We start from the raw sequence: 15,326 nt of genomic DNA on the forward strand, positions 1-15,326 counted from the left end.
ACACGGTGCCCACGCGGTCCCGGACGTTCTTCCGGGCATTTCCCACACCGTAGGGGATGCGACATGTCTCCCAAATGCGGCCCCCTGCGCAGGCGCTTCGCTGGCGCCTTTCGCGACCGCTCCCAAAAGAACCGGAAGGCCGCCCCCGGCAAAGGGCTGCGAGCGGCCTTCAGACGGTGACGTGCCTTACCGGAACGGCTGCGCGTACATCAGGCCGCCCTTGGTCCACAGCGCGTTCAGGCCGCGCTCCAGCTTCAGCGGGGTGCCCGGGCCGACGTTGCGGTCGAAGATCTCGGCATAGTTGCCGACTTTCTTCACGACGTTGTAGGCCCACTTCTCATCCAGGCCCAGGGCCTTGCCCATGCCCGGCGAGGTGCCGAGGAAGCGCTGGATGTCCGGGTTCTTCGAGTTGGTGAACTCGTCGACATTCTTGGAGGTGATGCCGAACTCTTCCGCCTGGATGGTGGCGAAGACGGTCCACTTCACGATGTCGAACCACTGGTCGTCGCCATGGCGCACGGCCGGGGCCAGCGGCTCCTTGGAGATGACTTCCGGCAGGATGACGTGGTCGTCGGGAACCGGGGCGACGCCGGCGCGGGTACCGGCCAGGCCGGACACGTCGGTCGTCAGCACGTCGCAGCGGCCGGCGAAGTAGGCGGCGTTCACCTCGTCGTTCGACTCGATGACGACCGGGTTGTAGGTCATGTTGTTGGCGCGGAAATAGTCCGCGAGGTTCAGTTCGGTCGTGGTGCCGGACTGGACGCAGACGGTGGCGCCGTTCAGCTCCTTGGCGCTCTTCACGCCCAGCTTCTTCGGAACCATGAAGCCCTGGCCGTCGTAATAGGTGACGGGGGCGAAGTTCAGGCCGACCGAGGTGTCACGGGTCAGCGTGGCGGTGGTGTTGCGCGAAAGCAGGTCGACTTCGCCCGACTGGATGGCGGGGAAGCGCTGCTGGGCGGACAGCGGGGTAAACTTGACCTTGTTGGCATCGCCGAAGATGGCGACGGCGACGGCACGGCAGTAATCGACGTCCAGGCCGGTCCAGTTGCCGGCGCTGTCGGGGTTGCCGAAGCCCGGAAGGCCGGCGTTCACGCCGCACTGCACGAAACCGCGCTGCTTGACGGTGTCCAGCGTGGCAGCACCGGCAACGGCGCTGGCGGAAACGACCACGGCCGCTGCGGCGGCGGCCAGGAACCCTGACTTCATATTATGAACTCCACCCTGTTCTTGCGTTCTTCGCTTTGAGCGGTCTGATGACGCGCTTGGTCACGCCGGCTCCATAATCCAACCGGAACGACCCTGCCGGACCGATCCGCCTGACAATCCGGCGGACCGATCCCCATTGGAGCCGTCCTGTGAGGATCGCGACGCAGCCATGCGCGTGGGACAAGAGTGTATCAACTTGATCCGGCTTGTCGAATCCTCTGTGCATTGGTGGTGTTACCAGAACATCCCGTCCGATGACGGCCGTTGCGCGCAATCCGCGATGGCGGCTGGGCGTCCGGGGTGACACAATGTTCGGCCGCGCCCTCCCCGCCCGCCCCGGGGTTCTCCCGGCAACGGCGGACTCGGACGGGACGGATTGCCGCTCCAGCCAAACGGACAGTCGATGAAGGACGTCACCAAGGACACGATTCTCGTGCATGCCGGCCGCGACCCGCGGAACAACCACGGCATCGTCAACCCGCCGGTCTATCATTGCTCGACCGTGCTGTTCCCGACCTTGGACGCGCTGGAGGAAAGCGACCGCAACACGCTGGAAGGCGTGCATTACGGTCGCATGGGCACGCCCACCACCTTCGCCTTCGAGGAGGCCGCGGCCGAGCTGGAAGGCGGCTACAGGTCGGTGAATACCGGCTCCGGCCTCGCCGCCATCGCCATCGCGCTGTCCGCCTTCACCAAGGCCGGCGACCATGTGCTGATCACCGACAGCGCCTATGGCCCGACCCGCCGCTTCGCCAAGGAGACACTGATCCCCTATGGCGTGGATGTGGAATTCTACGATCCCTGCATCGGCGCCGGCATTTCCGCCCTGCTGCGGCCCAACACCAGCGTGGTCTTCCTCGAATCGCCGGGCTCCCTGACCTTCGAGGTGCAGGACGTTCCGGCCATTGCCGCCGCCGCCAAGACGGTCGGCGCCACGGTGATGATCGACAACACCTGGGCGACCCCGCTGTTCTTCCGCCCTTTCGACCATGGCGTCGATCTGTCGATCCATGCCGCGACGAAGTACATGGTCGGCCATGCCGATGCGATGCTGGGTGTCGTCACCTGCCGCGACGAGGAAAGCTGGACCGCGGTGAAGAAGACCGCCACCCGCTTCGGCGTCTGCGGCGGGCCGGACGACCTCTATCTCGGCCTGCGCGGCCTGCGCACCCTGTCGGTGCGCATGCGCCAGCATCAGGAGAGCGCGCTGGCGCTCGCCGACTGGCTGGCGGCCCGGCCGGAGGTAACGCGGGTGCTGCATCCCGCCCGTCCCGAATTTCCCGGTCACGAGCTGTGGAAGCGCGACTTCACCGGCTCCAGTGGACTGTTCTCGGTGATCGTCAATCAGGTGCCGCGCAAGGCGCTGGCGGCGATGCTGGACGGGATGGAGCTGTTCGGCATGGGCTACAGCTGGGGCGGCTTCGAGAGCCTGATCCTGCCGACGCGGCCGGCGGCGGTGCGTTCCGCCACCCGTTGGACCGATCCGGGCCAGGTTCTGCGCCTGCACGCCGGGCTTGAGAGCCCCGACGACCTGATCCGCGATCTTGAGGCCGGCTTCCGGCGGATGGCCGCCGCCCTTTGAGCGCGGCGGACAGTTGAGGAGTGATTTGCCATGACGGATACACCGTCGACCGGGTCCGGCCCCTTTGAAGAGGTGCTGGCCGCCATCCGCTTCACCGACGATGGGTTGGTGCCAGCCATCGCCCAGGCCGAGGGCAGCGGCGAGATCCTGATGATGGCCTGGATGAACCGCGATGCGGTGGTCGAGACCCTGTCAACCGGCCGCGTCTGCTACTGGTCGCGGTCGCGCGGCGGGCTGTGGCGCAAGGGAGAGACCTCCGGACAGGTGCAGCGGCTGAAGGATTTCCGGGTGGATTGCGACGGCGACACCCTGCTGCTGATCGTCGAGCAGGACGGCGTCGCCTGCCACACCGGCCGGCGCAGCTGCTTCTATCGTGCTTGGCGAGACGGAAAGCTGGAGACGATCCAGGCGGTAGAAACCGATCCTTCCATCCTCTATGGCGGTCATTCGCACAGCCACGGCTGAGAGACCCGCTTTGAAGGGAGGGCCTGGAAGGAAGCCGATTCGCCACGGCGGGTGCGATTGTTGATCCACATCAAGGCGACACCCCTGCCGAAGGGTATACACACCTTCTTGTCTCTAACCCTCCCTGTATATGACTGCACCGGGCGCTCCTTTGGACGCCCGGTTATTTTTTGCCATGAGGGCTGCATCCGAAACTTCGGACGGCGACTGGCGCGTTTGCGCCAAGGATCCTCTTTCGGACGATCCGTTCCGACAGCCCGTTCGGTCGGTGGCCTATCGCCTCTCCTCCCTCTGCATCGCCTTCGTCAGCCGAACCTGTGCCGTTCCGCAGCTCAAAACCTGTCCATATGGGAGAGAAAGTCTTTATTCAGTCACAGAAAGATCCTGCTTTCGGCCACAAAAACAACGAATGAAGAAACAGTTCATTTCTTTAATTCGATCAAGTTTCAATTATCTGTGTCATCTCATCCAACCCCCTTTGTATTGCCCCTTTATCGCTTTTCGACCGCCCGGGGCCCATGGTTAACATCTGGTTAATCGTTAACAGCACGTTAACGGCACTGATGGAGAGACGCCATGCGCCAGTTCTGGGGGACTTCGAACAACGACACCATGACCGGCACCGCCTTTGATGACCGTCTCGACGGTCTGGATGGCGACGACCGTATCAACGGCGCCGGCGGAAACGACCAGCTGTATGGCGAACGGGGAAATGACTCGCTGATCGGCGGCCTGGGCAACGACCAGCTGCATGGCGGAGACGGCAACGACTGGCTCGGCGATCCCTATGGCGGCAACGAGGCCGGCAACGATTCGATGTGGGGCGATGCCGGCAACGACCAGCTGTTCGGCGGTGACGGCAACGACTGGCTGGACGGCGGCACCGGCGACGACATCCTGAAGGGGATGCGCGGCGACGACACCATGATCGGCGGCGCCGGCAACGACACGCTGTATGACAGCTATCGCGACGGCGGTGCCGACCTGTTCCGACCGGGCACCGGCGACGACACGATGGTCAGCTACACCGACGGCCAGGTCGACCGCTTCCTGATGGAGCAGGCGACCGGCGGCTTTGGCCACGACACCATCAGTTACTTCGAGCGGGGGATCGACCAGATTGAATTCCATGGCTACACCGCGGGCCAGATGTCGCTGACCTCGAGCGGCTTCCAATCGACCTTCACCTTCGCTGACGGCTCGTCTCTGACCGTCGATCAGGTCGGGCTGACCGCCGGCCACGATTTCATCTTCACCTGACCTGTCCGGCTCCCCCTGTCCGGAAGGAGGTCTCCCGTGGGCGATGGGGTCACCCCGTCGGCGCGGGGGACCTCCGGCCACGCTCGTGTTGTTGTGGGAGCGGACACTTCCGCGCCGTCAGCAAAAAGGCCAAGAACGATGGACCACCGCCGCCTTTCCCTGCGCACACTCTTCCCCGCCCTGCCGGCCCTGGCTCTCCTGCCGGTTCTGGCGTTGGGTGCCTGCGCCAGTTCCGACATGGGCGGCGTCCCGTCGGCAGAGGTCGCGACCCAGCCTCCGGTGGAACTGGTCGGGCTGACCGTGCAGACGCCGGATGGCCGCCGCATCCTCGGCAACGTCACAGACCTCGTGATCGGGCCGACAAACCGGGTAGAGCAGGCGATCATCACCGTCGGCGCCCCCCGTTTCCCGAACGAGCACAAGGTGACGGTCGCCAGCGACAATCTGCGCTATGCCCGCAACCGTCAGGCGGTGATCCTCACCGGCATGACGGCGGAACAGTTCGCAGCGCTGCCTCCCACCGCGGGAAGCGACCGCATGGTGTCGCTCGGCAACGCCGGGGTGGTTCTGCCCGCCGGCACCGCCCCGACCAACTGGGCCGGGGCGACGACCCCGACGCGCTGACCCTTTCCCAATCGGAAACGCACAATAAGAAAGGGGGCCGGACGAACCGGCCCCCCTTTTGCTGCCCAGATTTCACTGTCTGGCTTTTGCGACGCTTCCCACTACTTGCCCTGAAGCTGCTTCATGATGTCGTCCGCCGGGCTCTGCTCCGATTGGCCAGGAGCGCCGAAGGGCGGAGCCACATCCTGATTGTCGAAGGCCGGAATCTCGATCTTCACGTCGTTCAGGTTGATCACCGGTCCCTTGTCGCGGCCGGCATCGACCAACTGCGGGAAGCCGATGACGAGACCGACCATGATGATCTGGATGATCACGAAGGGCACCGCACCCCAGTAGATCTGGCCGGTGGTGATCTTCCCGATCTTCCTGCCGGTGACCTTGTCGATGTAGTCCATCTTCGGCGCCACCGACCGCAGGAAGAACAGCGCGAAGCCGAAGGGCGGATGCATGAAGCTGGTCTGCATGTTGACGCCCAGCAGGACACCGAACCAGATCAGGTCGATGCCAAGCTTGTCCGCCACCGGTCCCAGCAGGGGGACGATGATGAAGGCCAGCTCGAAGAAATCGAGGAAGAAGGCCAGGACGAAGACCAGGATGTTGCAGACGATCAGGAAGCCCAGCTCGCCGCCCGGCAGGCCGATCAGCAGATGCTCCACCCAGAGGTCGCCGTTGACGGCACGGAACACCAGGCCGAACACGGTCGAGCCGATCAGGATGAACACCACGAAGGACGACAGCTTGGCAGTCGCGTCCATCGCCTGACGCATCAGGTCCCAGCCGAGTTGCCGCTTGGCCAGCGCCAGCAGGATGGCGCCGGCGGCCCCCATGGCGCCGCCCTCCGTCGGGGTGGCGATGCCGATGAAGATGGTGCCCAGCACCAGGAAGATCAGAACCAGCGGCGGAACCAGCGAGGTGATAACCCGCAGCAGCAGCTTGCCGCCGCGCAGCGTACGGGCTTCCGGCGGCAGGGCCGGAACCATCTCCGGCTTGATGATGCTGGTCAGCAGGATGTAGCCGGCATAGAGCGCGGTCAGCACCAGGCCGGGGATCAGGGCGCCGGCATACATGTCGCCGACCGACCGGCCAAGCTGGTCGGCCAGCACGATCAGCACCAGCGACGGCGGAATGATCTGGGCCAGCGTGCCCGACGCCGCAATGACGCCCGACGCGATCCGGCGGTCATAGCCGTAGCGCAGCATGATCGGCAGCGAGATCAGACCCATGGAGATGACCGAGGCCGCGACCACGCCGGTGGTCGCCGCCAGCAGCGCGCCGACGAAGATCACCGCATAGGCCAGTCCGCCGCGGATCGGACCGAACAGTTGCCCGATGGTGTCGAGCAGATCCTCGGCCATCCCGGATCGCTCCAGAATCAGGCCCATGAAGGTGAAGAAGGGAATCGCCAGCAGCGTGTCGTTGCGCATGATGCCGAACACGCGTTCCGGCAGCGCCTGCATCAGCGCCGGGGTCAGCAGACCCAGCTCAATGCCGATCAGGCCGAACACCAGACCGTTGGCCGCCAGGGCGAAGGCGACCGGAAATCCCATCAACAGGAAAATCACCAGGGCGCCGAACATGACCGGCGCCAAATTGGCGGATATGAACTCTACCATCTGGGGGGCGCTCCCGGTCCTTAGGAATGGCTGTGCATCTTCTCGCCGGGCTCGTCACGATGGCCGGTGAGGAAGGCGATGCGCTTGATCAGTTCCGACACACCCTGTGCGGTGAGCAGGAAGAAGCCGACCGGGATCAAAAGCTTCGCGGGCCAGCGGATCAGGCCGCCGGCATCGCTCGACATTTCGTTGGTGTGGAAGCTGTCCCAGAACATCGGAAGCGACAGCTTCAGGATCAGGATCGTCATCGGGAACATGAAGACCAGGATGCCGAAGATGTCGACCCAGGCCTGGACGCGGCGGGAGAAACGCCCCAGCACGATGTCGATGCGAATGTGTTCGTTGCGCAGGAAGGTGTAGCCGGCGCACAGCAGGAACACCGCCGCGAACAGGTACCATTGCAGCTCCAGCCAGGCATTGGAGCTGATGTTGAAGGCATAGCGGATGACCGCGTTGACCGAGCTGACCACCACGGCGACCAGCACAAGCCAGTAGGCGAGCTTTCCGATGCCTTCGTTCACGGCATCGATCAGCCCGCTTAGTCTGAGCAGACCTCTCAAAGGAGAAACCTCCCTGTTGCGGGGGCGCGGCCTTCGCCGTCCCCTTTTGCTTTTGTTGCAGCCGCATAGGCACGGCAGGTCGCAACCCTCTCTCGTTCGGAGGGTATATCAAAAGATAGGATTTGAAGGGACTATTCCTTTCCCGCCCTCCAGCGGCAAGGGCTACGTTGGAGCTACGTATAATCCCGTAGATCTCTGTCTTCCAAGTTGGGGCCGGACCGTGTCCAAGGCACGGAAACCGCAGGCGTTTTGCAAAATGCAATCCGCATATTGCCAAATCGCGATAATCCAAGACGCATCCCGTGATCAAGGGAAGCAGATAGAATATTGGATTCAAACAATATTTGATCCACAGGCATTGCAATGCCTTGTGGCGCGCCTTTTGCTCAATTTGCGGAGAAGGCGAGCGCACACGCCTCACTTCCGTAAGGGTTGAGAATCCAGGCGAACCAGACCCTCTTATTCGGACGAAATGAAGGTCGAGAGAAACCTCAGATCAGGAGCACCAGCCATGGCATTGATTTCGAACATTTCAGTTAAGTCACGGACGATTCTTGCGATCCTAATCCTTCTGCTATGCACGGCTGGTCTCGGCGTCTTTTCTTTGACCAAGCTCTCGACAATCAACGAAGAAGCCGCTGATGTACGCGACAATTGGCTGCCATCGGTCTCAGCAATTTCCAGACTTTACACAACCTTTGACTACTATCGCACATTGGAAGGCGCTCATCTGATCGCATCCACCGATGACGATATTAGGAGTGAGGATAAGGCGCTTCTGGAAATCGCCGACAGGATCGAACAGCGGCGGATGGACTACCAAAAGCTTTTGACACCGGGCTGGGAAACCGAGACCTACCAGAAATTCGTCACGAGCTATCAAACCTACATGAAAATCAGCCGGGAGCAGCTTCTGCCGTTGTCGCGCAAGAACGACAATGATGGTGCCGGCGCCATATATCGTGGTTCGTCGCGGGATGAGTTCCGGACCTCCAAAGATATTCTTCAGTCTCTGATGGACTTCAACACAGCGGAAGGCAAACGTGCGGCCGACCGCGGTGAACAGGTCTACCAAACCAGCAAGCTGTGGGTCACCGGCATCCTTGTGCTGGTCGTTGTCATCTGCGCAGGCGTGGCCTGGATGATAGTCAGCACGGTGATCCGCCCGATTCAGGAGATCACGTCGATGATGGGGCGCCTTGCCGACCGCGACATGACAGTTTCCATCGACGGGACCGGTCGTGGCGACGAGTTGGGCGCCATGGCACGCGCGGTCCAGGTGTTCAAGGACAACATGGTCGAGGCCGACCGCCTCGCTGCCGTCGAAGCCGCCGAACAGCAGGCCAAGACACGCCGCGCCCAAGCCATCGAGCAATTGCTCACCGGCTTTGAGAACTCGTCGTCCACCGCTTTGCGCACCGTGGCAGCGGCCGCTTCCGAACTGGACGCCACCGCGCACAGCATGTCGGCGATGGCGCAGCAGACCAGCACCCAGGCCACCGTCGTGGCGTCGGCCGCTGAACAGACCAGCGCCAATGTCCAGACCGTCGCCACCGCCACCGAAGAGATGGCCAGTTCCATCCGCGAGATCGGCACCCAGATCGCCCGCTCCGCCGACATCGCCGGCAAGGCGGTGAGCGAAGCCGGCCAAACCAGCGACGCGGTCCGCAGCCTCGCCGAAGCCGCGCAGAAGATCGGCGAGGTGGTCGGCCTGATCACCGACATCGCAAGTCAGACCAACCTGCTCGCCTTGAACGCCACCATCGAGGCAGCACGGGCCGGTGAAGCCGGCAAGGGCTTTGCGGTGGTTGCAAGCGAGGTGAAGAGCCTTGCCGGCCAGACCGCCAAGGCGACGGAGGAGATCGCCAGCCAGATCGGCGCCATCCAGCAGACGACGCAGGGTGTCGTGACGGCGATCACCGGCATCGGCGGCACCATCGGCAGCATCAACGACATCACCACCGCCATCGCTGCCGCCATCGAGGAGCAGGGTGCCGCGACCAACGAGATCTCCCGCAACGTCCAGCAGGCCGCAGCCGGGACGCAGGAAGTGACTGGAAGCATCGTTCAGGTGACGCAGGCGGCAGGCGAGGCCGGCGACGCTGCCGGTCAGGTGCTGAGCGCCGCCGGTGACCTGTCCCAGCAGGCGGAACTGATGCGCCGGGATGTCGAAAAGTTCCTGAGCGACATCAAGGCCGCCTGACGGCAGGTGTCAAAGGACATCGCCGCCGAAACGGACGCCGGCGATGTCCTTACTCCGCGTCACCGTCGGGCACGATGTCGAACTCGGCGCCAGCCATCCTCACCCAGGCATTCCAGCGGGTGGAACTTCGCCTTGTAGGCCATCTTGCGGCTGTGGGCGATCCAATAACCCAGGTAGACATAGGGCATGCCAGCCAGCCGCGCCCGTTCGATCAGGCCCAGGATCAGGAAGGTGCCCAGGCTGCGGCGATCCTGGGCCGCGTCGTAGAAGCTGTAGACCGCAGAATAGCCGTCCGACAGCCGATCGGTCAGCATGCAGCCAACCAGCTGTCCACGCTCGTCGCGCGCCTCCAGCAGGTTGGTGTCCGCCCTGCCCTCGTCGACCATGGCGGCGAAATCGCCCATCGCCATGCGGGCCATGTCCGAGTTGCCATGCCGGGAATTCTGGTACAGAGAGAACAGCCGGTACTGCTCCGACGTGGCGTAGGCCGGCCTTTCGCTCAGCGTCACCCCGTCATTCAGCTTCAGCACCCGGCGCTGCGACCGCGTCGGCACGAAATCCGAGACCGGCACGCGCACCGGCACGCAGGCTTGGCAGTTGGGGCAGACCGGGCGATAGATGATGTCGTGGCTGCGGCGAAAGCCGGCCCGCGACAGGGTGGAGTTCACCTCGGTCGCATAGGGACCGATCAGGCGGGTGAACAGCTTGCGCTCCACACGTCCGGGCAGATAGGGGCAGGGCATCGGCCCCGACCGGAAGAATTGCTGCAATGGACGCTGCGGCGGCTGGATGACCGACATTCTGAGCGACAACCACCACGACGGTGACGAGGAGGCGGAGGAGCGCGAAGCTCCCCCGCCGGACCCGAGCTTACTGCGACTGGCTCTGAACTGCCAGAGGAGGCTGGACGCCGAAGAAGGCTTGCGCGATCTCCGTGGTGACGACGCTCAGCTGCAGCTGTATCCAGTCGAGGTACTCGTGCAGCCCGTCGCGCAGCACCGCATCGATCGGACGGGACAGCAGGGCGGCCAGCAACTCGTCCACCCGCTCCATCGCCGCCGACCCGCCGCGCAGATCGTAGCGCGAGCGCATCCGCGTCAGCACGCCGTCGATCTGCCGCACGCACATCACCACCGAGCGCGGGAACCCCTCGTTGAACAGCATGAAGCCGGCGACGGTGGCCGGCGACATGCCGCGGGGATAGACCCGGCGGAAGGCGTGATAGCCGGCGGTGCAGCGCAGGACCGTCGTCCACTGGCTGACGTCCAGGGTGGAACCGACCTCCACCGGCGACGGAAGCAGTGTGTGGTACTTGATGTCGAGCAGGCGCGTTGTCTGGTCCGCCCGCTCGATATACTTGCCCATCTGATAGAAGTACCAGCCCTGGTCGCGGTAGAAGGTGCCCTCGGTGATGCCGGTGTGGGTCTGGCACTCTTCCTTGATCCAGGTGCAGACCTTGGACAGGTTCTGTGTCGCCACGTCCTTGACCGACATCTCCAGCAGCTTGTTGTGGAACACGTTGATCTGCGTCCACATCTCCGTCGAGATCCAGGGGCGCAGCGTCCGCGCGTTCTCCCGGGCCATCCGCAGCATCGACAGCAGCGAATTCCGGTTCTGCGGATCGAACATGTAATAGTGGATCACCGCCTCCGCCGTTGGGCGGTCATGGCGGCTGAAGAAGTCCTTCTCGTCGGCGTTCAGCTGGACGATGGAGAACCAGTTGGTGGCCCCGCGGGTGTCGCGCGCGAAGGTCTCGTGCACGTCGAGGATGCGAGCGAGATTCTCGGCCCGCTCCATGTAACGGGCCATCCAGAAAATGCACTCGGCGTAACGGGACAGCAGGTTCATGCCGCACCACCTTCCAGAACCCAGGTGTCCTTCGAGCCGCCGCCCTGGGACGAATTGACGATCAGCGTGCCCTTCTTCAACGCCACGCGCGACAGGCCGCCGGGCAGGACCCAGCTGCTCTTGCCGGTGATGGCGAAGGGGCGGAGATCGACGTGGCGCGGTTCGATGGCGTCGTCGCAGACGGTCGGGCACACCGACAGGTCGACGACCGGCTGGCTGATGTAGTTGGACGGATCGGCCAGCAGCTTGGCCCGGCAATCCTCCAGTTCCGCCCTGCTGGCGCGCGGGCCGATGGTGATGCCGTAGCCACCGGCCTCGCCCACCGGCTTCACCACCAGATCGGCCAGATTGTCGAGCGTGTATTGCAGGGCATCCGGCTCGCGGCAGATGCGGGTGTCGACGTTGGGGATGATCGGATCCTGGTCCAGGTAATATTTGATCATCCGCGGCACGTAGCAGTAGACCGCCTTGTCGTCGGCGACGCCGGTGCCGATAGCGTTCGCCAGCGCGACGTTGCCCTTGCGGTAGGCCTCCAGGATGCCGGGCACGCCCAGCAGGCTGTCGGGGTTGAAGGCCTTGGGATCGAGGAAGGCATCGTCCAGCCGGCGGTAGATCGAATGGACCGGGGCCAGGCCGTTGGTCGTCTTCATGAAGACGCGGTCGTTGTCGACCACGAGGTCGCGGCCCTCGACCAGCGGCACACCCATCTCGCGCGCCAGGAAGATATGCTCGAAATAGGCGGAGTTGTAGGTGCCCGGCGACAGCAGGACCACCTGCGGATCGTCGACCGGCGCGATCTCCACCATGGCGTCCAGCAGCTTGTGGCCGTAATTGTCCACCGGCCGGATGCCGATGTCCTGCATCAGGTCGGGGAAGACCCGCTGCATCATGTGGCGGTTCTCCACGACATAGGAGACGCCGGACGGAACGCGGCCGTTGTCCTCCAGCACGCGGAAGGTGCCGTGGCGGTCGCGCACCAGATCGGTGCCCATGATGTGGATGTAGGTGTTGAAGGGAACGTCCAGCCCGATCATCTGCGGGCGGAAATTATGGTTCCCTTCGACCAGATCCCGGGGGATCACCCCGTCCTTCAGGATCTTCTGGTCGTGATAGATATCGTGCAGGAACAGGTTCAGCGCGGTGACCCGCTGCTTGACGCCCGCCTCCAGATGCTTCCATTCCGGTGCGGAGATCACCCGCGGGATGACGTCGAACGGCAGGATGCGGTCGACGGCGTCCTTGTCGGAATAGACGATGAATGTGATGCCGAGATTGTAAAGCTCCCGCTCCGCATCCTGCGCGCGGCGGCGCAGTTCATCGAAATCGAGTGCGGCCAGCCTTTGGCGGATGAGCGCCGTATGTTCGGCCGGCAAATCCATGGCTCCGAACAACTCGTCGAAGTACAGGCCAGGATTGTATGATGACAACAGGTCGGACGGTTTGCCCTCGGGTACGCTCACAGACTCCCCCGCGCTTGTATCTGACCGATCATCGCGGGCCGGGCGGCATCGCCCCGGCCATGTCGCATTGTGCAGGAAGTATGACGCATCGCCGCGCGCTTTGAACAGGGCAAACGCGCGTACCGTTGTGCGACGCAGTGACAAAGCAAGAATTCGGACGCGAACGCTTCCGGAAATTAGCGCCAAAGTACCGGCGGTGCAGAAGTCTTATCGTGCTTTGGTGGGGGCACCGCCGCCGCCGGACTGGCCGCCGGCCGAAGGCGCCGCCTGGGTCTCGCGCAGCAGGACCATGGTGATGCGCCGGTTGCGCGGGCTGTTGGGCTGATCGGCGACAAGCGGGTCGCGGTCGGCCTTGCCGACGACGTCCTGGATTCGCGTCGGATCGATGCCGCCGGCCAGCAAGGCGCGGCGGGTGGCGTTTGCCCGCTCGGTCGACAAATCCCAGTTGTCGCGGCCGGAGCCGGCGGGGAACGGCGAACTGTCGGTATGGCCGCTGATCGACAGCTTGTTGGGCAGCTTGGACAGCGCCTTCGCCACCTGCTGCACCAGCTGGCGGGTCTGTGGGTACATCTGGCCGGAACCGCCGGGGAACATCGACACGCGGTCCTGATCGACGATCTGGATGCGCAGCCCCTCCGGGGTCTGGTCTATCATCAGGTTCTGCGCCAGTGGTTCCAGTTCCGGCACCGACTGGATGGCCTGCCGGATCTCCGTGGCGGCCTGCTGGAACTGGCGGGCCTCCTTGGCGGCGCCCTGGAGGCTGTCCATCGCCTCCTTCACCCGCTCTCCGAAGTCGGACAGCTTTTCGCCGGGCTTCTGGCCGGGGATGCCCAACTGCTTGGCCATCTCCTCCATCCGCTTCTGGAATTCGGCGCGGGTTTCGTTCGGCTTCTGGTCGGCGACGTCGGCGTCGGGTGCCGCACCGCTGGCCGACTTGCCGGGACCGGTGCCCTGGCCGGGGCCGGAGGTCGATTCGGTCGGGTCGTCGGCATCCTCGGTCTGCTGCGCCGAATAGCCCGGCGGCCCGGACACCGGCACGTCCGCCGACATCGGCGAGCTGGGAGAGACCTGCGCCCCAGGCACGGTTATGGTCTTGCCGCCCAGCATGCCGCCGGAGCCGGACTGCTCGCGGCTGACCGAGACCGGCGAGAAATAGTCGGCGATGCCCTTGCGCTGATCCGAGGTGGTGACGTTCAGCAGCCACAGCAGCAGGAAGAAGGCCATCATCGCGGTGACGAAGTCGGCATAGGCCACCTTCCACGCGCCACCATGGTGGCCGCCGTGCCCGCCCTTCTTCTTCTTGATGATGATCGGCCGCTCGTCGCCGCCGGAATTCCCGCTCATGCCCTGGCCGTGGCGAATGGTTCACAGCCCGAAGGCCGATTTCCCGTATGCGATTTCTGGGCGCGGCGCCGCGGTGAAAGCAGCGGCCGGCCACTGCGGCAGAACCCTGACCGGGTTTCATTAAGATCCGTTTAACGACGTTGTCGGGGCCGGAGATGCCGTGGAGATGCAACGGAGGTGAGGTGGAGATGCGGCTTGCACCGGGTGACGTGCTGGATTAATTCCCGGTATTTCCTACCTTGTGTGTCACCTTCACCGCCACCGGAGGCGTGTGCCCCACGCCGGCCCTCCTGCCCACGCTGCTCCTCCACCCTGCCCCATCCAGGCCCACACGACAGGACGTCATGATCACCGACCAGCCGATCGATCCCCTTGCGTTCCGTTCCGCCCTCGGCTGCTTCGCGACCGGGATCGCCGTCATCACGACCATCGCGCCCGACGGGCTGCCGCTGGGGGTCACGGTGAATTCCTTCTCGTCCGTGTCGCTCGACCCGCCGCTGGTGCAGTTCTGCCTGGGCCGCGCCGCGATGTCCTTCGAGGCATTCAAGCTCGCTCCGCATTTCGCGGTGAACATCCTGGCCGCCGATCAGGAGGAGCTGTCCAACCGCTTCTCCCGCCGCGACCTGCAGGAGCGCTGGACCGGCCTGGAGACGACCACCGGCCGCGGCGGCGTGCGCCTGCTGACCGGCTGCCTCGCCACGCTGGAATGCGACCGCGAGCATCTGCTGGACGGCGGCGACCATGTCATCGTGCTGGGCCGCGTCCGCAAGCTGACCTCGCGCGACAGCGGCGACCCGCTGCTGTATTTCCGCGGCCGCTACGCCCGCCTGGGCTGAGCGCGTTTCTCAGCCGGCCGCGACCTACCCCGCCGCGCGGTGCAGGTCGCGGCCGGTGAGGTGGATGTTGGCATCGGGGTCGAGCGCGCGGGACATGATCCGCTGCTCCGTCGCCCGCTCGAACAGCGGACGGTTCATGCAGACCTGCTGAACCGCCTCGTCCGGCTTGGGCGTGTGGCCGACGATGCCCTGCAAGGTGCGGCGGGTGACGAAGACCCGGCCCTGATACTCCCCGACCTGCACCGCAAATTCCACGGCGTCGGCCTCCTCGTTCCAGATGGGGTCGTCGGGAAACAGGAAGATGGGCATCGGGTCCTCAATCGGC

At 64.4% G+C, this 15,326-nt stretch carries 14 protein-coding genes; 6 read left to right on the forward strand and 8 right to left on the reverse strand.

Going from position 1 to position 15,326, the window contains the following annotated elements; genetic code table 11:
• Positions 1-186: 186 nt before the first annotated feature.
• Positions 187-1,206: an amino acid ABC transporter substrate-binding protein gene (locus ACWPN8_RS09700; protein WP_109047534.1), complete on the reverse strand. Its 1,020-nt coding sequence runs from the start codon at positions 1,204-1,206 to the stop codon at positions 187-189.
• Between the two features lie 403 nt (positions 1,207-1,609).
• Here ACWPN8_RS09700 and metC point away from each other — a divergent pair, with 403 nt between their 5' ends.
• The 4 genes from metC (at position 1,610) to ACWPN8_RS09720 (ending at position 5,137) form a co-directional block, all read left to right on the forward strand.
• A complete protein-coding gene (gene metC, locus ACWPN8_RS09705) occupies positions 1,610-2,788 on the forward strand; it encodes a cystathionine beta-lyase (RefSeq protein ID WP_109446409.1) in 1,179 nt (392 codons plus the stop codon).
• Positions 2,789-2,818: 30 nt separating this feature from the next.
• Positions 2,819-3,253: a phosphoribosyl-AMP cyclohydrolase gene (hisI, locus tag ACWPN8_RS09710; RefSeq protein WP_109446411.1), complete on the forward strand. Its 435-nt coding sequence runs from the start codon at positions 2,819-2,821 to the stop codon at positions 3,251-3,253.
• 576 nt (positions 3,254-3,829) lie between these two features.
• The gene (locus tag ACWPN8_RS09715; protein WP_109446412.1) at positions 3,830-4,513 is read left to right on the forward strand and encodes a calcium-binding protein; all 684 of its coding nucleotides are present in this window, start codon (positions 3,830-3,832) and stop codon (positions 4,511-4,513) included.
• 138 nt (positions 4,514-4,651) lie between these two features.
• Positions 4,652-5,137, forward strand: a complete 486-nt coding sequence (locus ACWPN8_RS09720; protein ID WP_109446414.1) for a PRC-barrel domain-containing protein — start codon at positions 4,652-4,654, stop codon at positions 5,135-5,137.
• Positions 5,138-5,238: 101 nt separating this feature from the next.
• On the opposite strand, the gene ACWPN8_RS09725 is transcribed toward ACWPN8_RS09720, so the two are convergent.
• Positions 5,239-6,750, reverse strand: a complete 1,512-nt coding sequence (locus ACWPN8_RS09725) for a TRAP transporter large permease (RefSeq protein WP_109446416.1) — start codon at positions 6,748-6,750, stop codon at positions 5,239-5,241.
• A gap of 20 nt (positions 6,751-6,770) precedes the next feature.
• Positions 6,771-7,310, reverse strand: coding sequence for a TRAP transporter small permease subunit (locus ACWPN8_RS09730; RefSeq protein WP_109446418.1), 540 nt, complete (start codon positions 7,308-7,310; stop codon positions 6,771-6,773).
• A gap of 511 nt (positions 7,311-7,821) precedes the next feature.
• On the opposite strand from ACWPN8_RS09730, the gene ACWPN8_RS09735 reads away from it, so the two are divergent.
• Complete coding sequence (locus ACWPN8_RS09735) at positions 7,822-9,513, forward strand: methyl-accepting chemotaxis protein (protein ID WP_492240638.1); 1,692 nt, start codon at positions 7,822-7,824, stop codon at positions 9,511-9,513.
• A 59-nt stretch (positions 9,514-9,572) separates the two neighbouring features.
• On the opposite strand, the gene ACWPN8_RS09740 is transcribed toward ACWPN8_RS09735, so the two are convergent.
• The 4 genes from ACWPN8_RS09740 to ACWPN8_RS09755 form a co-directional block, all read right to left on the reverse strand.
• Entirely contained in the window at positions 9,573-10,313 is a 741-nt protein-coding gene (locus ACWPN8_RS09740; protein ID WP_492240639.1) for an arginyltransferase, read from the reverse strand.
• Positions 10,314-10,383: 70 nt separating this feature from the next.
• The gene (locus ACWPN8_RS09745; protein WP_109445340.1) at positions 10,384-11,361 is read right to left on the reverse strand and encodes an alpha-E domain-containing protein; all 978 of its coding nucleotides are present in this window, start codon (positions 11,359-11,361) and stop codon (positions 10,384-10,386) included.
• Positions 11,358-12,740, reverse strand: coding sequence for a circularly permuted type 2 ATP-grasp protein (locus ACWPN8_RS09750; protein WP_247872903.1), 1,383 nt, complete (start codon positions 12,738-12,740; stop codon positions 11,358-11,360). The genes ACWPN8_RS09745 and ACWPN8_RS09750 overlap by 4 nt, the downstream gene beginning before the upstream one ends.
• Positions 12,741-13,028: 288 nt before the next feature.
• On the reverse strand, positions 13,029-14,165 hold the full coding sequence (locus tag ACWPN8_RS09755; protein WP_109445342.1) for a flagellar motor protein MotB: 1,137 nt from the start codon (positions 14,163-14,165) through the stop codon (positions 13,029-13,031).
• Positions 14,166-14,509: 344 nt separating this feature from the next.
• Here ACWPN8_RS09755 and ACWPN8_RS09760 point away from each other — a divergent pair, with 344 nt between their 5' ends.
• A complete protein-coding gene (locus tag ACWPN8_RS09760) occupies positions 14,510-15,001 on the forward strand; it encodes a flavin reductase family protein (RefSeq protein ID WP_109445343.1) in 492 nt (163 codons plus the stop codon).
• Positions 15,002-15,025: 24 nt separating this feature from the next.
• Here the strand turns inward: ACWPN8_RS09760 and ACWPN8_RS09765 are convergent, their stop codons facing one another.
• Positions 15,026-15,310, reverse strand: coding sequence for a DUF1488 family protein (locus tag ACWPN8_RS09765; protein WP_492240640.1), 285 nt, complete (start codon positions 15,308-15,310; stop codon positions 15,026-15,028).
• Positions 15,311-15,326 lie beyond the last annotated feature (16 nt).

The organism is Azospirillum sp. UENF 112521, from assembly GCF_058780665.1.